Annotated in this window: 12 protein-coding genes; 1 reads left to right on the top strand and 11 read right to left on the bottom strand. The window is 76.8% G+C overall.

Annotated elements, in window-relative coordinates:
* Nucleotides 1-23 precede the first annotated feature (23 nt).
* On the top strand, nucleotides 24-953 hold the full coding sequence (locus AB0O36_RS31160) for a (2Fe-2S)-binding protein (RefSeq protein ID WP_365115974.1): 930 nt from the start codon (nucleotides 24-26) through the stop codon (nucleotides 951-953).
* A 132-nt stretch (nucleotides 954-1,085) separates the two neighbouring features.
* On the opposite strand, the gene AB0O36_RS31165 is transcribed toward AB0O36_RS31160, so the two are convergent.
* The 11 genes from AB0O36_RS31165 to AB0O36_RS31215 all read right to left on the bottom strand — a co-directional run bounded on the left by AB0O36_RS31165 (nucleotide 1,086) and on the right by AB0O36_RS31215 (nucleotide 24,349).
* Entirely contained in the window at nucleotides 1,086-2,006 is a 921-nt protein-coding gene (locus AB0O36_RS31165) for an SDR family oxidoreductase (protein ID WP_365115975.1), read from the bottom strand.
* 64 nt (nucleotides 2,007-2,070) lie between these two features.
* Nucleotides 2,071-2,403, bottom strand: coding sequence for a MazG-like family protein (locus tag AB0O36_RS31170; protein ID WP_365115976.1), 333 nt, complete (start codon nucleotides 2,401-2,403; stop codon nucleotides 2,071-2,073).
* Nucleotides 2,404-2,413: 10 nt separating this feature from the next.
* Nucleotides 2,414-3,697, bottom strand: a complete 1,284-nt coding sequence (locus AB0O36_RS31175) for an MFS transporter (protein ID WP_365115978.1) — start codon at nucleotides 3,695-3,697, stop codon at nucleotides 2,414-2,416.
* Nucleotides 3,698-3,723: 26 nt separating this feature from the next.
* Nucleotides 3,724-5,025, bottom strand: a complete 1,302-nt coding sequence (locus AB0O36_RS31180; protein ID WP_365115979.1) for an alkaline phosphatase family protein — start codon at nucleotides 5,023-5,025, stop codon at nucleotides 3,724-3,726.
* A gap of 74 nt (nucleotides 5,026-5,099) precedes the next feature.
* Nucleotides 5,100-6,122 carry a galactokinase gene (locus tag AB0O36_RS31185; protein WP_365115980.1) on the bottom strand — a complete coding sequence of 341 codons (1,023 nt, stop codon included), beginning with the start codon at nucleotides 6,120-6,122 and terminating at the stop codon, nucleotides 5,100-5,102.
* Nucleotides 6,119-8,227 (bottom strand): class I SAM-dependent methyltransferase, encoded by a 2,109-nt coding sequence (locus AB0O36_RS31190; protein ID WP_365115982.1) that lies wholly within the window; start codon nucleotides 8,225-8,227, stop codon nucleotides 6,119-6,121. Before AB0O36_RS31190 ends, AB0O36_RS31185 begins: the two co-directional genes overlap by 4 nt.
* Nucleotides 8,224-9,465 carry a glycosyltransferase gene (locus tag AB0O36_RS31195; protein ID WP_365116019.1) on the bottom strand — a complete coding sequence of 414 codons (1,242 nt, stop codon included), beginning with the start codon at nucleotides 9,463-9,465 and terminating at the stop codon, nucleotides 8,224-8,226. The genes AB0O36_RS31190 and AB0O36_RS31195 overlap by 4 nt, the downstream gene beginning before the upstream one ends.
* 2 nt (nucleotides 9,466-9,467) lie before the next feature.
* Nucleotides 9,468-10,310, bottom strand: a complete 843-nt coding sequence (locus tag AB0O36_RS31200; RefSeq protein ID WP_365115984.1) for an alpha/beta fold hydrolase — start codon at nucleotides 10,308-10,310, stop codon at nucleotides 9,468-9,470.
* A gap of 7 nt (nucleotides 10,311-10,317) precedes the next feature.
* A complete protein-coding gene (locus tag AB0O36_RS31205; RefSeq protein ID WP_365115986.1) occupies nucleotides 10,318-10,674 on the bottom strand; it encodes an acyl carrier protein in 357 nt (118 codons plus the stop codon).
* Between the two features lie 12 nt (nucleotides 10,675-10,686).
* On the bottom strand, nucleotides 10,687-16,317 hold the full coding sequence (locus tag AB0O36_RS31210; RefSeq protein WP_365115987.1) for a beta-ketoacyl synthase N-terminal-like domain-containing protein: 5,631 nt from the start codon (nucleotides 16,315-16,317) through the stop codon (nucleotides 10,687-10,689).
* Nucleotides 16,310-24,349, bottom strand: a complete 8,040-nt coding sequence (locus AB0O36_RS31215) for an SDR family NAD(P)-dependent oxidoreductase (RefSeq protein WP_365115989.1) — start codon at nucleotides 24,347-24,349, stop codon at nucleotides 16,310-16,312. The genes AB0O36_RS31210 and AB0O36_RS31215 overlap by 8 nt, the downstream gene beginning before the upstream one ends.
* Between the last annotated feature and the right edge of the window lie 701 nt (nucleotides 24,350-25,050).

A 25,050-nucleotide genomic window follows, 5' to 3' on the forward strand; every position in this document is an offset into this window, starting at 1 on the left:
GTGGTGCAGCACGAGGAGAGCCGATGACCACGGCCACCACCGGGGTCGCGGCGGCGGTCGCCGATCCGGCCGCGTCCACCCCCTCCGCGTCCACCGCCTTCGGGTCCACGGCCTCCGCGTCCACCGCGTCCACCCCCTCCGCGTCCGCGACCGGGCTCCTCGCCCTCGGGTACCGGCGCCTGGTCGCCACCTGTGAAGACCTCGACGCGCGGATCGCGCGGCCCGGCTCCGCCGAATGGGCCGACGCCCTCGCCCCCGCGGACGGCCCGGCCGAACTGGACGCGTTCATCGGGGCCGAGGCCGCCCGCATCCGCGAGGCCACCGGCCACGAGCCGCGCGGCGACGCCGCCGCCTCGCGGGCGCTGAACCGCCACCTCTGGGGCGTCAGCCTGCTGATGAGCGGCATCTGGTACCTGGAACGCCGCGTGCCGCGCATCAAGCCCCGCGAGATCCGCTGCGACCGGACCACCAACAGCCTCCGGGTACTGCCCGGTTCGGCCTTCGCCTGTCTGCCGGACGACCCCGCCGCCGGCCTGCGCGGCGCCCGCGTGGTGGCCGACGAGGAAGCCCTGCGTGCCGAACTGCGGGCCGCCGTCGCCGACCACGCGCGCCCCCTGCTGGCGGCCATCGGCCCGCACACCCGGCGCGGCCCACGGGCCTCGTGGGGCATGGCGGCCGACTGTCTGATCTCCGGCATCTGGTACCTGGGCCGGACGCTGGGCCAGGAGGAGCGGGCCGTGCAGGCCGCCACCGAACTTCTTCCGGAGGCGATCCCGCCGTTCCCCGGCGGCGCCGGCTTCCGCCTCCTGGCGGGCCGTGAGGGGACGCAGCACCGCACCCGCACCCGGCTCGGCTGCTGCATGTACTACACCCTCCCCGAAGCCCGTGCCTGCCAGGCGTGCCCCCGCACCTGCGACACGGAGCGCCTGCGCCGGCTGGAGGAAGAGGACTGACCCGGACCGGTCCGGCGCCCGGTGCGCCGGGATCCGTCCCCCGTTCCGCCGCGACCTGGCCCCGTTCCGCCCCGATCCGGCCCGGTTCTCCCCCGACCCGGGCCGGATCCGGGCCCCTCCGGAAGACACCCCCTAGCGGTAGCCGGTGGTGTCGGCAGGGAGGCCCGGGTCCTGGACCTCCACCAGGTACCGCCAGGCGTCCGGTCGGCTGCCGTCCAGGTCCGTGAAGCCGTACTCACGGGCCAGCTGCCCGCTCGACAGGGACCGCCCGTTCCAGCGGGCGACCTCCGGGTCGGCGGCCAGGGCCGCCACCGCACGGCCGACGTAGGACGGCGTCTCCGAGATCGCGAAGTGCGGGTTCCGCCGGCAGGCGTCCCGCCAGTTCTCCTCCGTCACGCCGTACGCCTCCAGCATGCGCTCCGAGCGCAGCCAGCCCGGGGTCAGCGCCACCGCCGTCGCACCCCGCGGCCCCAGCTCGTGCCCGAGCGCGTAGCCCATCCGCAGCACCGCCGACTTGGCGAGGTCGTAGAAGAACGACACCCGGTAGTTCGACCGGTTGTACTCCTCGGTCCCGTCCGTCACCTCCACCACCAGGCCGCCGCCGCCCGGCGTGCGCAGCAGCAGCGGCAGCGCGAAATGGCTGGTGACCGCATGGGTCTCCACGGCCAGGCGGAGCAGCCGCAGCCCGTTGTCCAGGTCGTGCTCCCAGACCGGGGCATCCCATTCGAACAGCGGGTCCCCGCCCCAGATGTCGTTCACCAGCACGTCCAGCCGCCCCTGCTCGGAGTCGATCCGGGCGACCAGCGCCTCCACCCGGGCGTGCTCCAGGTGGTCGCACACCACCGGGACGCCCCGCCCGCCCGCCGCGGTGACCAGTGCGGCGGTCTCCTCCACCGTCTCCGGGCGGTCGTACTCCGACCGCCGGCCGGTGGTGCTGCGCCCCGTCACGTACACCGTCGCGCCGGCCGCGCCCAGCTGCACGGCGATGCCCCGGCCCGCGCCCCGGGTTCCCCCGGCGACCAGGGCGACCTTGCCCTTCAGAGTTCCAGACATGCCGCGAGCCTACGGCCGGGGCCCGGCGGGCGCCGGGAGCCGCGGACGGGGCCGTGGCCGGGTCTCACCCGGTCGGCGGGAGGAACCGCTCGGACTTGAGGGCGAGTTGACGCGCGAAGTAGGCGGGGGCGTCGTCGGGCCGCATCCGGGCGAGCGTCACCATCGCCGTGATGATGGTGTCCGCGACCTCGTCGTGGACGTCCTCCCAGCTGTGCGAGGTGCCCTTGCGCGGGTTCGTGCCGCGCGCTCCCATCACGGCCTGGGCCGCCTCCCCGAACTCCTCCCCGATCTTGAGGACTTGGAGCGTCCACTGCTCCTCGGGGGAGACCCCGCGGCCGGCGTCCCGGGTTGCGAAGGTGTCGGCCAGTGCGGCGATCGTCTTCCACGCGTCGTGCATGACCGCGAGCCTACTCCCGGCCCGCCCGCCCCCGCCCCGGCTCCGGACCCCGCCCGCGCCCCCGCCCTCGTACGGGCGCCAGGACAGCCAGCACCGCCAGTACGGCCGTCAGGCCCGCGGCCGCCGCGGACAGGGCCGCGTACGGTCCCCACAGCGTCCACGCGGCCCCGAACAGCAGGGAGCCGCCGAACCGGGCCAGCGCCTGGACCGTCTGCAGCACGGCGAGACCGGTGGTCCGCAGCCGCTCGGGCAGCAGCGGCCCGGCCGCCGCCATCAGCACGCCGTCGGTGGCCGCGTAGAACATGCCCAGCAGCGCCGGCACGCCCAGGGCCGGCGGAAGTCCGGACGGGACCGGGGCCAGCACCAGCAGGCACGCCCCGAGCAGCAGCACGTGCCCGCCGAGGAAGACCCGCCCCCGCCCGAACCGGTCCGCGAGCCGCCCGGCGGGCAGCGCGCACAGCAGGAACCCGGCCGCGGTGGCCACCGGGAGCAGCGGGAACCAGGCGGCCGGCAGGTCCAACCGCCGCTGCAGCAGCAGGTAGAGGAAGGAATCGCTGACGGTGACCAGTCCGAGCACTGCGGCGGCCAGACAGAGCCGCCACAGGCCCGGGATCCCGGCCAGGGTCCGCAGCGCGGGGAGCGGGGCCCGGGCGGCCGCCGGCGCGGGCGCCTCCCGTACGAACAGGGCCAGCACCACCACGCCCAGCACCGCGAAGCAGAAGCTGACCGTGAACACCGCCTCGTAGGCGTCCACCGCCACCCACAGCACGCCGAACGCGGCGAGCGGGCCCAGCAGGGCGCCCGCGGTGTCCATCGCCCGGTGCACGCCGAAGGCCCGGCCCTGCTCGCCGGGCGGCGCGGCCAGCGAGATCAGCGCATCGCGCGGGGCGGTGCGCAGGCCCTTGCCGGTGCGGTCGGCGGCCAGCACCGCCGCCACCGCCCAGGGGGTGGTGACGGCGAGCAGACCCGCCTTGCAGACGGCGGACAGGGCGTAGCCGGTCCCGGCGACCAGCTTGTGCCGCCGGGTCCGGTCCGCGAGGTGCCCGCCGGCCAGCCGGAACAGTGCGGTGGCGCCCTGGTGGAGCCCGTCCAGGGCGCCGAACGCGAGCGGGGACATGCCGAGTCCGGCCATCAGGTACAGCGGCAGGACGGCGGTGACCATCTCCGCGGAGACGTCCGTGAGCAGGCTGACCAGGCCGAGTGCGAGCACGGTGCCGGGCACCGTGCCGCGGCGGGCGGTCCGTACGGGGATGCCCCGGGCGGAATCCGCCGCCCGGCCTGCGGACAGGTACACGGAGATCTCCTTCGGGCGGGGTGCGGCTAGAACCAGTTGACGGTCAGCTGGAACGCGGCGGACGCCGTGGCTCCGGTGGAGTCGGTGGCGGTCGCGGTGATCTGGACGGTTCCGTTCGCCCAGGGTTTTCCGCTGATGCGGCCGGTGTTCTGGTCGATGGTCAGGCCCCAGGGGAGTCCGGTGGCGCCGTACTTGAGGGGTGTCTTGCCGCCGGTGGCGGTGATCTGGACGGTGCAGGACTGGTTGAACTTGCAGGTCTGCGGGCCGGGGTTGGTCACCTTGAGGTCACCCGGAGCGGGTGTCGGGGTCGGCGTCGGCGTCGGAGTTGGCGTGGGTGTCGGGGTGGGTGTCGGGGTCGGCTCGGTGCCCGCGGTGAACACCTCGGTGATCGGCTGGACGTTGGCCGCGTTGCCCGCGTGCGCCGTGCCGAACAGGTCCTCGAAGGTGCGCAGCAGATGGTGGTGGTTGAAGGCGGTGGAGTACGTGCCGGTCTTGACGCGCGCGCCGTGGAACACGGTGGCGATCTGGTTGGAACCGAGGTAGTTGTCCTCATCCCAGGTAAGCACCAGCAGGCTGTTGTTGTTCTTCGCCCACTGCGCGTACGCGTCGATGTTGTTCTTCGTCCAGGTGTCACCGGTGGACACCGAGCAGGAGTGCATGTCGTTGCACTGGTTCGGCACGACGAACGACAGGTCGGGCAGGGCCGCGAAATTCCCCTGGGGGAACTGCGCCCACGTCTTCCCGGTGTTCAGCGGCACGTTCTTGAAGGCGAACCACGGGTTGTGCTTCTGCGCGTACTGGCCGTTGGTGCACGCCGTCGAACCCTCGCTCGGCAGGTCCTCGTTGTACGTGGCGAAGGTCTTGCCCGCAGCGATCAGCTCCTGCCCCAGGTTGGCCGCGGTCATCGACTGCGGGGTGTAGCAGCCGTCGCCCGTGATGCCCTGGGTGGACCCGGAGAACAGGTTGAAGTAGTTCGGCTGGCTGGGGTGGGTGAGGGCCTTCATGCCGGTCAGGCTGGCCCCTCCGTTCGCGAGCTGGTTGATGTACGGCGCGTTGCCGCTGCCGATGATCTCGCCGTACTGCTTGTTCTCGTAGACGACGACCACCACGTGGTCGTACGCGGGCAGTGCGGCGGCCGCCGAGGCGGACACGGCCGTACGGGCGCCCGAACCGGTCTCCGCCGCCTCGGAGTTGGCCACCGTGAAGGCGCCGAGCAGACCGAAGGTCCCGAGCGCGGCGACGGCCGCCGTCCGCCAGTGGGTGCGGCCGCGCCGTCTCGGCGGCGGGGGCGGCTCGTGGGGTGCGGGATGTGACGGTGCGTCTGGCATGAGGGGTTCCTCCGGGTTCCTTGTTCCTTGGATTCCGATTCGGTGATGTGCGATCTGTGGGGGTCTCCCGGCGCTCATTCCTCCCGTCGGGCGGCTCCGGCCACCGGGACGTTCAGGAAGCGGGGCACGGGTCGGCCCCGGCCGCGGAAGTCCGCGGCCACCCCGGCCCGTACCGCCGCCACGCGTTCCTCCGGCAGCAGCACCAGGACGCTCCGGCCGCTGCGTCTGCCGGGCGCCCATGCGGCCGGTGCCCCGGCCCGGCGGACGAGCTCCACCGCCCGCCCGAGGTCCGCGGCCCGGTCCGCCGGAGCACCGCGTACGGCCATCAGCACCAGCCGCGCCCCGGACCCCGGCGGGTCGAACGGCACGTACCGCCGGCGCCCGCCCGGCTCCAGCAGCAGGGCCCGGCCGGGCCGGGCGAACAGCACCGCGCGGCGCAGCCCGTCGTCTCCCCCGGCGGGGCCGGGGGGCAGCGCCTCCGCCAGCAGGGCGGCCAGTTCCGCCCGGTCCGGTTCGGTGCCGGCCGGCCCGTGTACGCCGGCCACGGCGAGCGCGACCGCGCAGTCGGCCGGCTCGGCCGTGGCCAGGCCGGCCGCGGGGGTCAGGGCGCCCTGCACGTGCAGGTCCGTACCGCCGCGACCGTGGCCGGCCCGGGCCAGGGCCCGCAGCAGGGCGTACGTCCGGGCGGCCCAGTCCGGGATCCCGTCGGGCGGCGGGCCGTCCAGGGCCAGCGGCAGGTCGCAGCTGTGCGCGGGGTGGCTGAGCGAGCTGAGCCGGACCAGGCCGTCCTCGCGCGGGGCGGCGGCCGCGGCGACCGGCCACCCGGCCGCCGCGACCCGCTCCGGCCCCGGGGCCGGACCGAGCCGGAAGGCGTGCGGGGCGCTCCACACGGCGGCCGGCCGGCGGCCGTGCGCTGCCTCCAGGGCGTATGCCGCCAGCCGGAACAGCGGGTCGGCGGTGGCCCGGCGGGCGAGGTCGGGCGCCGGGTCGGGGGCAGGCCCGGACGCGAGCCCGTACGCGGTCCCGGACGCGGGTCCGTGCGCGTACGCGGGTGCGGGCCCCGGGCTGCGCCTGGCGTCGGCGGGCACGGGCCTCACCCCTCGTCCTTGCGGGCCAGTACGCGGTACGCGTTCCCGCCGTCGGTGCGCCGGGCGGCCGCCCCGCGCAGCCGGTCCAGTACGGCGGCGACGGCGAAGCAGGGCGCCGCGGCGACCCGCACCAGACGGCCCGCGGCACGCCGGCGCAGGCCCGCCGGGGCGGCCCACGGCGTGCCGGTCTCGGGCACCAGCCGGGTCACGGCCAGCGCCACCGCGCCGACGAACTCATTGGCCTGGTGGGCCGCGCCGTGCTCCTCGGCGAGCACCGTGAACCCGCGGTCCGCGAGGGCCTCGCGCAGATTGCCGGCCGGGACGAGGTGCTGGTGCTGCGGCTGGAACCACGGCAGCCAGAGCTGCCGCAGCAGGTCGGCCATCCGGGACTCGGGATCGGGCACCTCGACCATCAGGTGCCCGCCGGGCACGAGCACCGCGGCCGCCGCGTCCAGTTCGGCCAGCGGATCGCGGGTGTGCTCCAGGTAGTGGTACATGCTCACGACCTCGTACTGGCCGGCCAGCTTCACCGCGAACTCCGGGAACTGGCCCTGGAATCCGGTGCCCACCCAGCCACGCAGCTCGGCCCCGCGCACCCCGTCGCCCATGTCCAGCCCGTCGAAGCGGGTCTCCGGCCACACCGAGCGCGCGGCGTTGCAGAAGTGCCCGTGGCCGGTGCCGACGTCCAGCCAGCCGGCGGGACCCGCGGCCGGCACGTACGGGCGGATCATCTCGGCGCGCTCGCGGTAGGTCGTGCCCATCCCGCCGAACACCGTGTCGGCGTCGGCCCCGCCCCGGCCGGCGTAGAAGTCCCGGTAGTAGAAGTCCAGCCCCTCGGGGGTCAGCCGCGGGTTCTGGAAGACATGACCGCAGTCGGCACACCGGTCGAGGCGGAACCGGCCCGGCTTGCCCTGGAGTTGGTCGGGCACCTCGTGCACCCGGACGGTGAGCTGCCCGGAGCCGCACCACGGGCAGTCGCAACGGCGGGACTCCAGGAAGCGTTCGGTGCCGGCGGCGATGTCGGCACGGTAGGCGGCCTCCTCGGCCGCACTCGCGATCGGGTGGTGCCGGTCGGGCGTGGTGGCCGCGTCGTACGCCGTACGGAGGGCCCCGCGCAGGGACAGCAGCGGCCGGGCGGCGGTGGCACCGAGCAGACCGGCGGGCCGCAGGGCTCCGCCCTGGGCGCCCTGGGCGCCCTTTGCGCCCGGCGATCCCGGTACGCCGGGTGCGCCGAGCGAGCCCGGCCGGCCCAGGACGGCGTACGGCTGGAGCCAGTACAGGGCGGCCGCCGCCGCACCCCAGCGGCGGTGCCGCCGCCGGACGCAGAGGACGGCGAGCAGCCCGAGGCCGGCCAGCCGGGCGGTGGTGAGCAGCCCGACGGGGAGGTTCTGCGCGCGCAACTCGGCGGCCCGGTCCACCGACCGGAGGTCTCCCCGGCCGAGCCGGGGAGCGACGGCGATGCCGGTGGCGTCCGGCGCGAACTCCTTGAGCCGGCGGACCAGGGCGTGCAGTCCCGCGCCGTCCGGGCGGCCGGACGGACCGCCGCCACCGCCGGGCCCGCTGTCATCGGGCCCGCCTCCGCTGCCGTCGGCGCCGGCGCGCAGCAGCAGGTCCTCGGCGACGAGGACGGCGCAGCCCGCGCTGCGCCCCTCGGCCAGCCGGTCCCGGCGGTAGGCCGCCGGGTCCACCAGCCGGAGCAGCCCGAGCGCGCCCTCCGCATCCAGGTCCCCCGGGACGAGGTCCAGGACCTGCAGCCCCTCGCGCTCGGCGTGGGCGCAGGCGGCGAGGAACGTCCCCGGGTCCGGCTCCACCCCGTCCGCGGTGATCAGGCGCCAGCCCGCGGGGCGCGGAGCCGCCGGAGCCGCGCCCCGCGCGGTGCCCGCGGGCAGGCCGGGTTCGCCGCCCGTTCCCGGGCCGGGCAGCACCGGGAGGGCGCGCAGCCGCAGCCGGGACCGTACGGTGCCTGCGGCGAGGGCGGCGATCACGGCCAGCGGCAGCCAGGGGACCGACGGGACGGACGGGACCGATGGGAGCGGCGGGCGGGCCGGGCCGTGCGGGCGGAACGGGAGGCGGCCCCGGCCGGCCAGGCCGGGGGAGCGGAACGACGGGGTCATGCGAGCTTCTCCAACCGGTCGGCCGCGGCGGCGGCACCGCCCGCGGCGGCGAAGGACGCCTGGACGCGCCGTGCGCCCCGGCGGTGGACCGGGTCGTCCAGGACGGCCGTGATCGCGTCGCGGAGCTCCTCGGCCCGGGTCCGGCCGAACCGGACCCGCAGGCCCGCACCCGCCGCGACGACCTGCTGGGCCACGAACGGCTGGTCGTCCCGGATCGGCGCCACCACCAGCGGCAGGCCGTGCGCGAGCGCCTCGCAGACCGTGTTGTGGCCGCCGTGGGTGACCACCGCGTCCAGGTGCGGCAGCAGGTCGAGCTGCGGCACGGTGTCCTGGAGCAGCGTGCCCTCCGGCAGCGGTCCGGGCACCAGCGCGGGCGGGGCGGCGAGCACCAGCTGTACGCCGTCCGCCGCCAGCCGCTCCGCCGCGCCGGCCACCGCGGCGTAGAACCGGCCGCCCGCCTCGCGGTTGAGGGTGCCCAGCGACACCAGCACCCGGCGGCGGCCCGGGTCCAGGAGCTGCCAGGGGAAGCCGGGGGACGGAGGGCGGGAGCCGAAGGCCGGGCCCACGAAGGCGTAGTGGTCGGGGAACTCCCGCTCCGCGCCCACGAGTTCGGGGGTGGAGAACACCAGGACCAGCCGCTCCGAGAACCGAGGGTCCCAGCCGGACCCCGGGCCGGTACCGGGGACGGTCGTGGGGACGGAGCCGGAGAGGCTCCCGGGGACGGAGCGGGGACCGGAGCCGGAACCGTCCGCCTCGAACCCGGCGAGCAGCGCGGAGATCCGGCCCGACACCCACTCGCCGACCTTGGGGAACCCCTCGAAGGGCCCCGTCAGCTCGGCCGAGGTGCTCGCCGAGGTCGCCCAGGGGACACCGAGCCGCCGCGCCACCACCGGTCCGGCGAGTGCCTGCTGGTCGGCGACCACCACGTCCGGGCGGAACGCCCGGACGGCCTCCGTCACCCCCGGAACCATGGCCCGGGCCAGCGGCACCAGGGCCTCGTCCCACAGGAACCGCAGCGCCGCCACCCCGCGCAGGTCGCGCCACCGCTCGTGCAGGGCCGCGTAGCCGCCGCCGGTCGGTTCACCGGCGGGCAGCACCCGGGCGTGCGAGGGCAGCAGCCCGGCCAGTACGCCGTACGGGCCCGCCCAGGCCACCCGGTGGCCGCGGGAGGCGAGTTCGGACCCCACGGCAACGGTCGGATTCACGTGTCCGGCCAGGGGCGGGACGACGAAGAGCACCTTCACGGCACCAGCTCCTCCATCATGTCGGCGACGGCATCGAGATGGGCGAGGACGGACTTGCGCAGGGCGCCGCTGGTCTCCTTCAGGACGTCGTGTCCGAGGCCGGGCAGGATCTCCACCGTGCAGCGGGGCGCGCAGCGGGCCATCTCCTCGGCCCCCGCCACGAGTTCGGAGTGTTCGCCGCACACGATGAGGACCGGGCAGTGCAGCCGGGCGTAGTCGGCCGGGGTGAAGGTGCGGCCGGCGGCGATGTCGTCGATGAGCGTGGTCCGGTTGAGCAGCTCGTCGGCGATGGCGGTCAGGTTGGCGGCCTTGCGCAGCCGCAGCGAGCGCAGCTCCGCCGGGACGGGGCTGTCCTCCAGGCTGAGCGCGGCGGCCGACAGGGTGTCGACCATGTTCTCCACCCACGGTCCGCTCAGCGGAGGTTCCAGCAGGGTCAGCCCGGCCACCAGGTCGGGCCGGGCCAGCGCGGTGTGCACGGCGAGGGTGCTGCCGTAGCTGTTGCCGACCAGGTGCACGGGCCGAGGCCCTCCCCGGCCCCGGTCCTCGCCCCGGTCCTCCCCGTCGAGGGCGGTGAGGAGGGCCAGCAGGTCCCGTACGGCGGTGCCGGCGTCGTAGCCGGTGGCCGGGCGCTCGGTGCGGCCGTGCCCGCGCAGGTCGTAGAGGAGCACCTCGTGTCCGGAGCGGGCCACCGGTACGGCGAGCGGGCAGTAGAAGGAGGACAGGTTGTCCACGACCAGTCCGTGCAGGAACACCACGAGGGGCCGGCGGGGGTCCGCTCCGGGCGGCGCGGGGAGCCGCTGGACGTGGAAGCGGAGGGAGTTGGCGGCGGTCTCGGCCATGACGGGCTCAGCCGGCCGCGCGGGTCAGGGCCGCATTCGTCACCCGGCCGATGTGGGCGACGAGTTCGCCGACCGACATGGCCAGGATCGCCTCCATGTCCTTCTCGGCGAGGAATCCCATCAGGTCGACGTCCGCGCCGTAGCGTCGGTGCAGTTGCTCGGCCAGGGCGACGAACTCGATGCTCTCCAGGGCCAGATCGTCGTTGAAGGTGGTGCTCATGCCGACCTCCTCGGCCAGAAGGAACTCGTCGCCGACGATTTCCACGAGCATGCGGGTGATCTCGCCGAGGATCGCGGCGCCGATGTCGGCGCTGGTGTCGGTGTCGGTGTTGGAGTCGGCGTACGGGTCAGGGGCAGATGCCATGGCTGGTCTCCGTCACGGTCGGTGCACTGTCATGGGGAAGAAGTCGGTCGGGGGCGGGACGGGCGCCGCCGGCGCCGGGACCGCGGTCCAGGCGACGACGTGCTCGGCCGGGGACCCGTGGAGCGCGTGCAGGACCCCTGTCCGTACGAGGTGCCGGCCGCCGGCGGGGGAGAGCACCAGCAGCGAGTCCGCGTCCGGGCCCGCCACGACGGCCCATTCCCGCGGCCGGCCGCCGATCCCGGCCCCCTCCGCCTTCGCAGCGGCCTCCTTGGCGCACCACAGCGCGGTCAGCGCGGCCGCCGGACCGAGACCGTCCCGGGCGGCCAGCTCCTCGGCCAGCCGCAGTTCGCCCGGGCCGAGCGCGACCCGGGCCAGGGCGGCGGGATCGGCGGCCGGGGTCTCGACGTCGATCCCGACCGGCCGGTGGCGGTGCGCGAGGGCCACGGCCACCCGGTCCTTGTGCGCGATGGACAGCCGGAACCCGTCGGCCAGCGGCCCCTGCGGGACGGGTCGGCCGTCCGGCGCGTTCACCACGGGCACCTCGGCGGGGAACACCGGGCCGGCGCCGCCGTCCCACAGCAGCTGCCGCAACGCGTCCTTGGCCGCGATCCGGCCCAGCAGCCAGGAGGGGCGGGCGCGCGGCGACAGCCGCTCGTACACGGCGCGTTCGGCGGCACCCAGGTAGCGGCGCATCACCAGCTCCTGCGAGGCGGGGTCGGTCCACCGGCGGCGGGCCGCGCACCAGCCGCCGGGGCGGGGCTCGCCGATCCCGCAGACCTCCGGGGTGAACTTCATCGGCCAGACCCGCTCGTCGGCGGCGAACCGGCGGTACGTCCACCCCTCGATCCGGGCCAGCACCGGACCGGGCCCGCCGCCCTCGCCGATCCCGGTCAGCTCGACGTCGCCGCGCACGGTGAGATCGCGCACCTCACGGACCCGGGCGGTCGCCCGGACCAGCCGGCCGGGTGCCGGGGGCGGGCCGTACCACCGGATCCGGTCCACGGTGGCGGGGAAGACCAGCCGGTCCACGGGCAGCCGCAGCTGCATCCAGTGGCCGAACAGCTGGCCGGCGGCATCGAGGAGCGCTCCGGGTGCGGGCAGCGCGCGGAGCACCCCGCGGATGCCGTCGGCGGCGACGGCATCCACCCGGTGCACCCCGGCGAAGCCGGGACCGTGGAACATCCACCGGTCCCGGTACAGCGCCTCGGCACTGACGGGCGCGGGCTGCTCGCCCCGCAGCGGCGCGGGGTCCGCCGGGGGCGGCCCCGCCGGTACGCCCCCCGCGGGATCGCCCAACACCACGACGACGTGCGCGAACCCGCCGAACTCCACGCGCACCCGCCGCACGCGCTCGCCGGCGGACCGCTCGGACCGCTCGGACCGCTCGGACCGCTCCGGCCGGACGAGGAGCTCGACCTCGGCGGCGGGCTCGACGGCGAGCCAGCGCAGCGCCCGCACGTCCTCATACCCGATGACGGCGCTGCCGCTGCCGCCGCTCCCACTACCGCCGGTACCGCCGGGGTACGCACTCCGCGCCGCATCGGCGGCGAGCTCCAGCATGGTGGTCATGGGCACCACCGGGAAGCGGTCCGAATCCTCCGCCCACCCGTCGGGCTGCTCGTACACGCAGTGATCGCGCACGTAGGGCAACTCCTGCAAGGACAACCGAACCCGCTTCCGGACCCCGCCCACCGACTCCGTCCGGACCCCGCCCACCGACTCCGTCCGGGTCCCGCCCACGGACTCCGTCCGGGTCCCGCCCACCGGCTCCGTCCGGGTCCCGCCCACCGGCTCCGTCCGGGTCCCGCCCACCGGCTCCGTCCGGGTCCCGCCCACGGATTCCGTCCGGGTCCCGCCCACGGATTCCGTCCGGGTCCCGCCCACGGATTCCGTCCGGGTCCCGCCCACGGACTCCGTCCGGGTCCCGCCCACCGACTCCCTCCCGGCCCCGCCCGGCGATTCCGTTCCGGGCCGCCGCGCGGGCCCGTTCCGGCGACCGCCGGTGCCCGCCACCCGGCCGGCCTCCGTCTCCGATCCGGCCTCCGACACCCCGGCCGCCCGGTCCCCACCGGGACCGATGTCCAGCGCGGAGAGCAGCACGGGCGCGGGAAGCCCCCGTCCCACCCCCGCCCCGGCGCCTGCCCCAGCCCCGGCCGGTGGCGGGGGTGCGGGACGGGCCCCTTCCCCCGCCAGGGCCGACGGGCGCGGCCCGCCGGTACCGGCCTGGGCCCCCGCCCGTGCCCCGGTCCCTGTCCGGGCTCCTGCCTGTGCCCCGGCCCCATCCAGTGGCGGGGGTGCGGGCAGAGCCCGTTCCAGCGGCGCGGCTGACGGGTTTGGCCCGTCGGCCCAGGCCTGGGCAGCTGCCGCCCATCCCTCTGCCCCGGCCCCGGCCGTTGCCCCGGTGCCGGCCGGCGGCCGGGTCGCGGGGGTCCCGGGGGCGGAGCCCGCCGGGTTTCGGGAAGGGGCGGGGTGGGGGAGATCCAGCTCCGTCCCCAGCCGGACCAGCGGCGACCCCAGGTCCAGCACCACCTTGAGCGGCGGTTTGCCCTGCCGCCCGGACGGGCTCGGCGCAGCCGCCCGAGCCGGTGTCGGCCCCGGGCCGGACGGAGTGGCGCGCGCCGCCCCCACGGAGGCCACGGGGGCAGCGGGCGCCGCTCCGTCCGGGCTCGCGGCCGGGCTTGAGTCCGGGCCTGCCGCCGGGCCAGAAGTCGGGCTCGCGCTCGCGCCCGCGTCCGGGCTTGCGCCCGCGTCCGGGCCAGCGGTCGGGCCCGCGTCCGGGCCTGCGTTCAGGCCAACGGCCACGCCTGCGGGCGGCGCCGTCGGCGCGCTCAGTCGGGCGAGGGCCGGCGCCAGCCCCTCGGCCCAGAGCGCCGCCGCGGCCCGGCGCAGGCCGGCCAGTCCCGCCCCCACCCCCACCGCCACGTGCCCGCGGCCGCGCAACGTGTCCTCCACGAACCCCGGCAGTCCCCCCGGCCCCGCCACCACGAAGCCCCGCACGCCCGCCTCCTCGTACAGCCGCAGCGTCAGCCCCCGGAAGTCCACCGGTTCCAGCAGGTGCCGGACCACCAGCTCCCGTACGCCGTCCGCCGAGGTCGGGTACGGCGCGCACGTGGTCGCCGACCACACCGGCACCGCCGGCGGCAGCCGCAGCGGCAGCCGTTCGAAGGCCCGCCGCACCTGCCCCAGGTACGGCTCCCACATCGGCGTGTGGAAGCCCGACCGGAACGGCAGTTCCTGCCCCAGCACCCCCTCCGCCCGGAGCCTCCGCAGCACCTCCGCCACCGGCTCCGGTTCACCGCACACCACCGACTGGTGGGGGCAGTTGTCGTGACTGAGGACCACCCGGTCGCCGAGCCCGTGCAGCGCTGCCTCCGCCTGCTTCGCCCCGCACCCGAGGGCCGCGTAGACCAGGTCGGGTACCTCCAGCGAGTCCGGCCGCAGCGAGCCGAGGAAGGTGTCGACGGCCTCCCGCGGATACAGGCCGGCGACCACCATCGCCGCCCACTCGCCCAGGCTGTGCCCGGCCAGGACGTCCGGCTCCACGCCCAGCGAGGCGAGCGCGGACGCCGAGAACCGGCCCACCGCGATCGCGTCCAGCGCCCGTTCCATCAGGGCTCCGCCGCCCGTCAGCGCGGGCCGGGGCAGCCCCAGCCGCTCCGCGACGTCGTCGACCACCGGCGCGAACTCCGGTTCCAGGCCCGGGAAGAGGAGCGCGACGCGGCCCCGCCCCGGCCCCAGCAACGGGTCGGCGGTGAACCAGACGTCGCCCCGGCCGCGCCACGGCCGTCCCCGCGCCACCACCTTCGCGGCCAGCGCCATCCGCTGCCGGGTCGGCCCGGCGATCGCCAGCCGGCACGGGCCGTCCCCGGGACGGACGGGCGGTCGTACGGACCCCGACCCGGACCCGGACCCGGACCCGGACCCGGACCCCGACCCGGACCCGGCTGCGGCCGAGGCCGCCGCCAGCAGGTCCGCCAGCTCCTCCACCGTGTCCGCCGCCAGCAGCAGTACGTCGTCCAGGGCGCCCGGCCCCGACACGGGCACCGGCTCCGGCGTCGCATCCGTTCCCCCGCCCAGCGGCAGGAACCGGCGTACCGGCGGGGGAGGCGCGACCGCCACCGCGCCCGGAGCCTCCTCCAGCACCGCGTGGGCGTTGATCCCGCCGAACCCGAACGCGTTCACCCCGGCCCGCCTGGGCGCCGCGCCCCGCTCCCACGGCTCGGACTCGCGCAGCAGCCGCATCCGGGTGCGGGCCAGCAGTTCGTGCGGCTCGTCCACGTGCAGGGTGGGCGGCAGCACCCCCTCGTGCACCGCCAGCGCGGCCTTGATCAGTCCGGCCATGCCGGACGCCTGCATGGCGTGCCCCAGCATGGACTTCACCGATCCCAGCCCGACCCGGCCCGGTCCGACCGCTCCCTTGTCGCGGTCCCGGTCCCCGTCCCGGTCCCGGTCGTACCGGTCCCGGTCCCCAGCCGAAGGGCCGCCGAACACCCGGGCCAGCGTCTCCAGTTCGGCCGCGTCCCCGACCGGTGTCCCCGTCCCGTGCGCCTCCAGCAGCCCCAGCGCGTCCGCGGCCCGCGGGTCGAGTCCCGCTTCCCGCCAGGCCCGTTCCAGCGCCCGCACCTGGCCGTCCACGAGCGGGCTCATCAGGCTCGCGGCCCGCCCGTCACCGGACACGCCGGTGCCGCGGATCACGGCGTAGATCCGGTCGCCGTCCCGTTCGGCGTCCGCCAGCCGCTTCAGCAGCACCACCCCGGTGCCCTCGGACAGCAGGGTGCCGTCCGCCCGTCGGTCGAACGGCCGGATCCGCTCGCTCGGGCTGAGCGCCCGCAGCTGCGTGAACACGCTCCACAGCGTGGCGATGTGGCAGTGGTGGACCGCGCCCGCGACCACCGCGTCGCACCGGCCGGTGGCCAGCAGCCCCACCGCCTGGTCCACGGCCAGCAGCGAGGACGCGCACGCCGCGTCCAGGGTGTAGGCGGGTCCGCGGAAGTCCAGCCGGTTCGCCGTCCGCGCGGCCGTGAAGCTCGGCACCAGCCCGATCGACGCGTCCGGCCGCTCCGGCCCCAGCGCCCGCTGGAACGCCTCCCGGACTTCCCGGATCCGCCGCCCGCCCAGCTCCGGCGCCACCTCCCGCAGCGTCTGCGCCAACTGGTGTGCCGTACGCACCCGTTGGTCCAGACGCGCGGTCGCCGTCCCCATGAAGCCGCCGCGCCCCAGCACCACCCCGATCCGGGAACGGTCGGCCGGCAGCCGGTCCTCCCCGCCCGCGTCCGCCACCGCCTCGGCGGTCGCGTGCAGCGCGAGCAGCTGGTCGGGTTCGGCGCCGTCGACGGCCGCCGGCATGATCCCGAACCGGGTCGGCTCGAAGACGGCCAGTCCGTCCACGAAACCGCCGCGCCGGCAGTAGAAGCGGTCGCCGCGGGTCTCCGTGTCCGGGCCCGCCGTACCCTCCGGGCCCACCCCGGCCGGGTGGTAGTACACGGCGGGATCCCAACGGCCGGGCGGCACCTCGCCGATCACGTCGGTGCCGGCGAACAGGTTCCGGCGGTACGCGGCCAGGTCCGGGGCGCCCGGGAAGACCGCGCCCATGCCGACGATGGCGGCGTCCGAGGACCGCGGCCCGCGGCGCGACTCAGTCACGGCCGTCCCCCTCGCCCCCGGTTGTGGCGGCCGGCGCCATCAGCACCACCTGCACGTCCGACTCCCCGGCCGGCCGGGCGAGTTCGTCGAGGAAGGCCGCCACGCCCTCCTCCGGTCCGATCAGCGGGATCCCGCGCCGGGCGTACGCGCGCTCCAGCTCGGGCGTGACCATCCCGCCCGCCTCCGCCGCCCACGGCCCCCAGTCGACGGCCAGCACACGTCCCGGGAACGAGCCCGTCCAGGCGCGGGCCAGCGTGTCCAGCGCGTCGTTGGCGGCGGCGTAGTCGGTCTGCCCGCGGTTCCCGTAGACCCCGGCGACGCTGCCGAAGAGGGCGAGGAAGGCGGGCGCCGGGCCGGCTCCGTGCTCCGCGGCCGCGGTCGCGAGGTGGCGGGCCCCGGCCACCTTGGTGGTGAACACCTCGGCGAACGCGGCCGGTTCCTTGTCGCGGAGCAGCGCGTCGCGCAGCACCCCGGCCCCGTGCACGATCCCGTCGAGCCGCCCGTGCCGGGCGCGTACGTCGGCCACCACCGCCCGTACGGCGGCCCCGTCGGTGACGTCCGCGCAGTGGTAGCGGACCGAGGCGGCGGTACCGGCGAGTCCGGCGAGCGTGGCCCGTACCTCCCGTTCGGCCAGGATCCGGGAGGCGGCCGCCTCGATCCCGGCGGGCGCGCGCAGCCCGTCGGCGATGAGCGCGGCGCGCAGCGCGACCCGGTCGGTGGCGTGCGGGTACGGATCCGCGGCGGTGTTCCGCGCGCCGGCCTCCTGCTCCGGCCCTGCGCCGGGGAGCGGCGTACGGCCGATCAGCTCGATGTGGCAGCCGGTGGCGCGGGCGAGGGCGAGCGCGGTCCGGGCGGTGATGCCGCGCGCCCCGCCGGTCAGCAGCACCACGGAGCCGGCGTCCAGCGGCAGCCCGGCGGCGTCCGGCCGGGCCGCCGGCGCGGGCACCGCGCGCAGGGTCAGCCGACGGCCGTCGGCCGGATAGCCGACGGACACCGGGGCGTCCGGGCCGTCCGTGCCGTCCGCCGTGCCCGTGGCCCCGACCGCTTCCCCGTGTGCGCACAGTTCGGCGATCAGGTGCGCGGCGATCCGCTCGGGCTGGTCCTTCGGGTCCACGTCGACCGCCCGGACGACCGCCCCCGGGTATTCGAGGGCGGCGCTACGGGCGAACCCGTGGAACCCCGCTCCGGGCAACGGGTCGGCGCCCGTGCCGTACCCGAAGCCGCCGCCGGAGCCGGTGACGAGCAGCAGCCTGCCGACGCCCGAGGTCAGGGCCTGCTTGAGGGCGGGGAACAGGACGGGCAGCACGGGCTCGGGACCCGCCCGCAGACCGGACAGCTCGACCAGCGCATCGGCACCGTGAGCCGCGTCAGCCCCGTCAGCCCTGTCCGTGCCTGCGGCCTCGTCTGCCCCGTATGCCCCGTCGGCCCGGTCGGAGTGTTCGTCGTCCACCGGGTGCCCGGCGTCCCCGGGGTGCCGGGGGTACTCGGGCAGGGGCCGTACGTCGGCCCCGGACGCCCGCAGCGCGGCGGTGAGCGCGGCGGCCACGCCGTGGCCGTCACCGCGGACGGCGATCACTTTTCCCCTCAGGCCCGCCCCCGTCCCGGCTGCCCGGCCCCCGTCCGCCCGGTCCCCGTCGGTCCCGCCCGGCCCGGCGAGCTCCACCGTTTCCACGCGCAGCCGGGTCAGCCCCGCGACCGTGCCCCCACCGGCTTCCGGAGTACGGAGGGTGATCCAGTCCACGATGCCGCGCAGGGTCTTGATCCGGGCCAGTTCCTCGACGGCGGTCTCGCCGGAGGAGTCCTCGCCCCGCGGCAGCCCGATGCGGTCGGCCAGCGCGCCGATGATCTCGACGCGCTTGATGGAGTCGATGGAGAGGTCGGCCTCCAGGTCGAGTTCGGGATCCAGCATGTCGAGCGGGTAGCCGGTGCGGGTGTGGACGATGTCCTGGACGACGGACATGACCTCCTCCGGACCCATGCCCGTGCCGGAGCCGCCCTCTCCCGCGTCGGCGTGGCCGTGGTCGGGCACCCCGGCCGTCCGGTCGTCGGCGCCGGCGTCGGCGTCGGTGCGCCACTGTTCCGGGGGCCACGACTCCGTGGGCAACGGCCCTCCGGGCAAGGGCTCTCCGGGCCACGGCTCTGCGGGCCACGGCTCTGCGGGCCACGGTTCCGGCTCGGGAACCCGGAGGGCCGTCACCGCGGCCCGGCCCGGGTCCCCCTGTGCGGCCGTTCCGTTGAATGCCGCCCGGCCGTGCGGGGCGTGCCCGTTGAGCACGAGCCGCGGCTCACCGGCGGCCAGGGCGGCGTGGCCGTCGGCCACGGCTGCGGTTCCCCGGCTGCCGCCGGGGTCCGTCCGTCCGGTCGCGGCGCCCAGATAGCTCAGCAGGACGTCCCGCTGTGCGGCCACCAGTTCCCTCATGCCGAGCAGGTACTCCTGTACGACCTCGTCCCGCGGGTCTGGATACACCGGTCCTCCTGCCTGTCCGTGTCCGTGGGCGCTCGCCCCGTTCCGTGTGCCCGTGCCTGTGCCTGTGCCCGTGCCGGTGTCCGGGGCAGTGCCCAGGGCCGGGAGGGGCGCGACCGGTCGCCCGATCCCGTGCGCGCCGGTCCCGTCGTTCGCGCGGATGCCGCCGTTCCTGCCGACCCCGCTGTTCCTGCCGACCCTGCCGACCCCGCCGTTCCCGCCGTTCCCGCCGTTCCCGGCCGGTGAGCGGCCCGGGTCCGGCGCCACCCCGGGCACCGCAACCGGCACCGGAGTCGGCACCGCAACCGGCACCGGAGCCGCTGCCGCTGCCGGACCCGGGGTCACGCGCGCGGCCGGGCGGAGGCCGCCGGGGACCGGGGTGCCGTCGGCGGTGCGGACCAGGTGGCCGTCGACCAGCCATCCCGGACGGCGCGGCGCGCGCTCCGGCAGGGGTGCCGTTCGCCCCCGGAACAGCGGCTCCGGGTCCACCGGAACGCCCGCGGCCACCAGTTCCGCGACCGCCGTCACCAGCCTCACCAGGCCGTGCTCTCCCGGTACGTCCAGCGGGACCGCCGTGTGCGGCCGGTCCCCGAGGACCTTCCGGACGAGTCCGCTCAGCACCCGCCCCGGGCCGGCCTCCACGAAGGTCCGCACCCCGGCCGCGTACATCGCTTCGACCTGCTCCACGAAGCGCACCGGTTCGGCCACCTGACGGGCCAGCAGTTCCCTGATGGCCGCCGCCCCTTCCGGGTACGGGCCGGCCGTGGTGTTCGACCAGACCGGGACGGCGGCGTCGGCAACCGCCGTCCCGGCCAGCTCCTCCGCGAGCGCGGTGCTCGCGCCCGCCACGACCCCGCTGTGGAAGGCGCAGGCGACCGGCAGGGGCTCCGCGGACAGACCCGCCGCCCGCAGTTCCGACACCGCCGCCGCGACCGCCTCCGTGGGACCCGAGATCACGCACTGCCGGGGCGCGTTGTGGTTCGCCACCACGCACCCGTGCCGCTCCGCGACCGGTCCGGCCTGCTCCGGGGCCGCCGCCACCGCGGCCATCGCCCCCGGGTCCGCCCCGGCCGCAGCCAGGATCGCCTCGGCCCGCCGCGCGCTCAGCCGCAGCAGGGTGTCCGTGTCGTACGCCCCGGCGGCCCACAGCGCGGTCAGCTCGCCGTACGAATGCCCGGCCACGCAGTCCGGCCGTACGCCCAGGGCGCCCAGGAGCAGGTGCGCGGCCGCACCGGCCAGCCCCAGTGCGGGCTGGGCCACCCGGGTGTCGGTCACCGCGGCCCGCTGTGCCGCCCGCTCCTCCGCGGAGAACGCGGCCGGCGGGTACACCGCCGCGGCCACGGCGGCCACGGCGGCCACCGGCTCCGGTGCGGAGTCCAGCAGCCCCTCCCGCAGCCACGGGAAGGCGACGAACAACTCCCGCAGCATTCCCGGGCGTTGGCTGCCCTGTCCGGGGAAGAGGAACGCCACCCGGCCGGGATCCGCCCCCGCGGCCCCCTTCACAGCCACGCTCTCCCGTGCCGCGTCTTCCGGCGCCACGTACACCCCGTCGCCGGCCTCGAAGGCGCGGGCCCGTTCCAGCCGGGAGGCCAGTTCGTCCAGGCCGCACGCCACCACGGCGACCCGGACGCGAGCCGCCCCACCCCTCGCCGCGCTCCCGGCCCCGGCCGCCTCGGCCGCCATGTCACGCAGGGCCCACGGCCTGCCCGCCGCGTCGTTCTCCTCCAGCCGGGCCGCCAGCCGGGCCATCACCCGCCCTGCGGCGCGCCGGTCCTCGCCGCGGAAGCAGAACACCTCGGCCGGCCATTCCTCCAGCCCGTGCCGGAGCGGCCCGCTGTCCTCGTACCCGGCCAGTACGGCGTGGTAGTTGGTGCCGCCGAAGCCGAACGCGCTGACCCCGGCGTACCGCCGCTCCGCCGGCACCGCCCACGGCCGGGCCGCCGTATCGAAGCAGAACGGGCTCGTCGCCCGGTCCCACGCCGCGTTCGGGCGCTCCAGGTGCAGCGTCGGCGGCCGCACCCCGGCGTGCAGCGCACGCGCCGCCTTGATCAGCCCGGCCAGTCCCGCCGCGCACTTGGTGTGCCCGAGCTGGGACTTCACCGATCCCAGCGTGCAGGATCCGGCCGCGGCCCCCGACTCCTGGAACAGGTCGGTCAGCACCGCCAGTTCGGTGCTGTCGCCGACCACCGTGCCGGTACCGTGCGCCTCGACCAGGCCCACCTGGCCGGGTGCGACCCCGGCCCGCCGGTACGCCTGCTCCAGTGCCCGGCGCTGACCCTCCGGGCGGGGCGCGGTCAGCCCCAGCGACCTGCCGTCGCTGGACGCACCCACCGACTTGATCAGTGCGTACACCCGGTCGCCGTCCCGCTCCGCGTCCGCCAGCCGCTTCAGGACCAGTACGCCGACGCCCTCGCCCAGCGCGATCCCGTCCGCGCTCGCGTCGAAGGGCCGGCAGCGCCCGGTCGGCGACAGGGCCCGCACCGAGGCGAACATGAGGTAGTCGTTGATGCCGTTGTGCACGTCCGCGCCACCGCACAGCACCATGTCGCTGTCCCCGTCGCGCAGTTGACGGCACGCCAGGTCCAGTGCGGCGAGCGAGGAGGCGCAGGCGGCGTCCACCGTGCAGTTCGCGCCGCCCAGGTCGAGCCGGTTGGCGACCCGGCCGGCGATCACGTTGGCGAGGATGCCCGGGAAGGAGTCCTCGGTCAGCCGGGGCAGCTGTGCGTCCAGCGCGGGCGGCAGCTCCCCGAGGTAGGCGGGGTGCAGCGCCCGCAGCCCGTACGCGCCGGCCAGTTCGGTGCCGGCCTCCGCGCCGAACACCACCGAGGTGCGCGACCGGTCGAACTCCCGGCCCCGACCGTCGGCCGGGCCCGTGCCCGGGCCGGCACCCTTGCCATCGCCCTTCCCGCCACCGGCCCCGGGTCCGTACCCGTATCCGGCGTCCGCCAGGGCACGCGCCGAGATCTCCAGGGCGAGCAGCTGTACGGGCTCGATCCCGGCCAGCGAGGCGGGCGGGATGCCGTGCGCGAGCGCGTCGAACGGGATCGGCGGCAGGAACCCGCCCCACCGGGACGGGGTCTTCTCCCCGGCCCGTGCCGGGTCGGGGTCGTGGTAGACGGCGGGGTCCCACCGTTCCGGCGGTACCTCGGTCACCGCATCCGTCCCGGCCAGTACGGCCGCCCAGTAGGAGGCGAGGTCGGGTGCGCCGGGGAAGGCGCAGGCCATGCCGACGATCGCGATGTCGTCGCCGTCCCCCCGTGCCCCGGCTCCGGTCCCGGCCACGTCCATGTCCCCGGCTCCGACCCGGGCCCCAGCCCCCGCCCCGCACCTGTCCAGGGTTACGGCCCCCGCCACGCCCGCGTCCAAGGCCCCGGCCACGCCCAGAGCCCCGGCTCCGGCCTCAGCCCCCGCCACGCCCAGGGCCCCGGCACCGGCCCCGCCCACGGTCCGGACCCAGCCCCCGGCCCCCGCCACGACCCCGGCCCCCGCCACGACCCCGGTCCCGGCCGCCGCCTCCCGGGCCGGCCCCAGGTCGCGCGCCCGGCGCTCCAGCAGCGTGGTGGCGCCCTCCGTGACCTCCGTGTGCAGGGCGGACACCGTGGTCACGCCGGACCGGAGGGCGGCCGCCTGCCCGAGCATGAACAGCCCCTCCGTCCGCTGGACCTCCTCCGGCACCGGCGCCGGCCGGCCGTCCTCGCCGTGCCGCAGCCCCTTGCTGGCGATCCGCAGCCGTCCGAGGTTCAGCCCTTCCAGTTCCTCCCACACCCGTCGGGGTTCGGTACCGGCCTCCTCCAGCCGCCGGCGGGTGGCTTCGAAGGCCTCCGCGTACGGGCTGTCCGCACAACGCGTCGCATGACCCGGCGCGGTGTGCAGCAGCACCGTGTCCGTGCACTCCAGCGCCGCCCGCTGGAAGCCGGGCAGCACCGCCCCGGCGGCCACCGCCTCCTCGGTGAACAGGTAGGCGGTGCCCATCAGTACGCCGATCCGTGCGCCCGCCGCCGCCAGCGGTGCGGCGGCCGCCGCGGCCATCGCCGCCGACCGTGCGTCGTGGATCCCGCCCGCGAACAGCACGTCCAGCTCCGCCGGTTCCGGGCAGCCGAGCAGCAGCTCGATCTGCTCCTCCCACAGGGGGAAGGAGGCGCGCGGCCCGACGTGCCCGCCGCATTCCAGCCCTTCGAAGACGAACCGCCGTGCTCCGTCGGCCAGATGGCGCTCCAGCAGCCCCGGCGAGGGCACGTGCAGATGGGTTCGCGTGCCGGCCGCCTCCAGCGGCGCGGCCTGCGCCGGAGTGCCGCCGGCGATGATCGCGTACGCCGGCCGGACCTCGGCCACCGCCGCGAGCTGCTCCCGGCGCAGCTCGGGCGGGGCGAATCCGAGCAGGCCCACCCCCCAGGGCCGTCCGGCCAGCCGGCCGGCGGTCTCGGCGAGCAGCTCCCGGACGGCCGGGCCCTCCATCACGGCCAGCGCAAGATAGGGCACGCCACCCCCGTCGGCCACGGCTTCCGCGAACGCGGCCCGGTCGCTGACCCGGGTCATCGGCCCCTGGGCGACCGGGAGCGGGCCCTCCCCGGGCCGCGGCCGCAGCGGGGCCGCACGTACGGCCGCCTCCAGATGGCCGGTCATGGCCGTCCGGACCGCGCGCAGCAGCGCCCCCGTGCTGCGGTACCGCCGGGCCAGCCGGGCGGCGAAGGCCCCGTCCTGGCCCACCGGCAGCAGCTGTTCGCGCAGTCCGCGGGCCCCCAGCAGCCCCGCCACGGCTCCCTCGGCGCCCCCCGGAGCGGGGATCCCCGGGCGGACGTAGACCCGGTGGCCGTCCAGCAGCCGGGTCTCACTGCCGTCCATCGCCCGCAGGGCGGCAGCCACTTCACCGGGCAGGGCGTCCTCGCCCTCGGCGGTCAGGGCCAGTTGTACGTCGAGCAGCACGCCCGCGGCTCCGCCGGCGAGGGCCGCGGCCGCGGTGTGCGGCCCGATCCCGCCCTGGGCGAGCACCGGTACGTCCACCGCCGGATCCGCCAGCAGCCGCTGCAGCAGGACGAAGGTCGTCTCACCACCGACCCGCCCTCCGGCCTCGTGCCCCTTGGCCACGAGCGCGGCCACGCCGGCGGACACCGCAGCCCCGGCCTCGGCGACCCCGGTCACCTCCGCCCACACGCGCCGCGGCTCCGCTCCGCAGTCCGTTCCGCGCTCAGGCCCGTGGCCATTCCCGCGGTCGGTCCCGTGGCCATTCCCGCGGTCCGCTGCACCGGCCCGGCTCGCGGTGCCTGCCCAGGAGCCGGTGAAGGCAGCGGTGAGCAGCCCGGGATCCGCCAGGAGCACCGTGTCGACGGCCGGCGGCAGGTCCTCGGGCCCCAGGGGACAGCCGGGCGGGACCCGGACGCCGAAGCGGCCCGCCGACAGGCGGCGCGCGGCATCGGCCAGGGCGCGCCGCGCCGCGGCGGCGTCCCGGCCGAGGTCGAGCATCCCCAGACACCCGGCGCGCTCGGCGGCGACGACGATCCGCGGATTCGGTTCCCCGAACGGGCTCAGCGCGACCACGCGGTCCCGCGGGCCGGGCAGCACGAGCGGCACGGGAGCCGCGGCGGGTGTATCGGCCGCCGGTGGTGCCGGAGGTGCCAGAGGTGCCAAAGGTGCGGACGGTGCGGACGATTCGGCCGGGCCGGGCGGTTCGGCCGGTGCAGGGGATGCGGACTGAAGGGTCACTGACGCTCCCTGGGGCTGTGTCACACGGGGCATTGCCGGGTCACGTGCCACCGGACGGACACCGCGCGGGATCTCGGCGGCACGGCGGAGCCGGTGGTGGGGCGGAGCGGGTGCTGAGACGTGGCGCGGGTCGTGCAGGCCCGGCCGGATCGGGTCCGGGCCGGATCGGGCCCGGCCGGATCGGTGCCCGGCCGTGGACAGCCCCGGCCGTGGACAGCCCCCGACCGGAGGCAGCCCCCAGCCGTGGGCAGCCCCCAGCTGTGGGCAACCCTCGGAGGCCGATGCGCGCGGCGCCGGGCGTTGAGCGGCGATCAAATCCCCGGCGCCGCGATGCATGGTGCGGGGACGGTCCAGCACTGTCAACGGCCATGCGGAGCCGCTGCTTTCGCCCCGTCGGTCCGCTCGCGCGCTCCCGCCGCCGGTGGTCCCGACCCCCGCGCACCCCCGCCGACCTGCGCATTGGCCGGCCGTACGGCGTACGCCCGTGCACCGGACGGCGTACCGTGGGTAACAGGGGTCATGCCGTGGCGGCATGCATCGAGACCGACCGGGCATGCACTCGATCCGAC

Source organism: Streptomyces sp. NPDC089799 (assembly GCF_040684755.1).
GTDB lineage: Bacteria > Actinomycetota > Actinomycetes > Streptomycetales > Streptomycetaceae > Streptomyces.

What these genes read in the sequence shown, in the direction of transcription:
- AB0O36_RS31180 (WP_365115979.1), bottom strand. Translation starts at nt 5,025, where the DNA reads ATGCCAGACGCACCGTCACATCCCGCACCCCACGAGCCGCCCCCGCCG.
- AB0O36_RS31170 (WP_365115976.1), bottom strand. Translation starts at nt 2,403, where the DNA reads ATGCACGACGCGTGGAAGACGATCGCCGCACTGGCCGACACCTTCGCA.
- AB0O36_RS31190 (WP_365115982.1), bottom strand. Translation starts at nt 8,227, where the DNA reads ATGACCCCGTCGTTCCGCTCCCCCGGCCTGGCCGGCCGGGGCCGCCTC.
- AB0O36_RS31165 (WP_365115975.1), bottom strand. Translation starts at nt 2,006, where the DNA reads ATGTCTGGAACTCTGAAGGGCAAGGTCGCCCTGGTCGCCGGGGGAACC.
- AB0O36_RS31160 (WP_365115974.1), top strand. Translation starts at nt 24, where the DNA reads ATGACCACGGCCACCACCGGGGTCGCGGCGGCGGTCGCCGATCCGGCC.
- AB0O36_RS31205 (WP_365115986.1), bottom strand. Translation starts at nt 10,674, where the DNA reads ATGGCATCTGCCCCTGACCCGTACGCCGACTCCAACACCGACACCGAC.
- AB0O36_RS31200 (WP_365115984.1), bottom strand. Translation starts at nt 10,310, where the DNA reads ATGGCCGAGACCGCCGCCAACTCCCTCCGCTTCCACGTCCAGCGGCTC.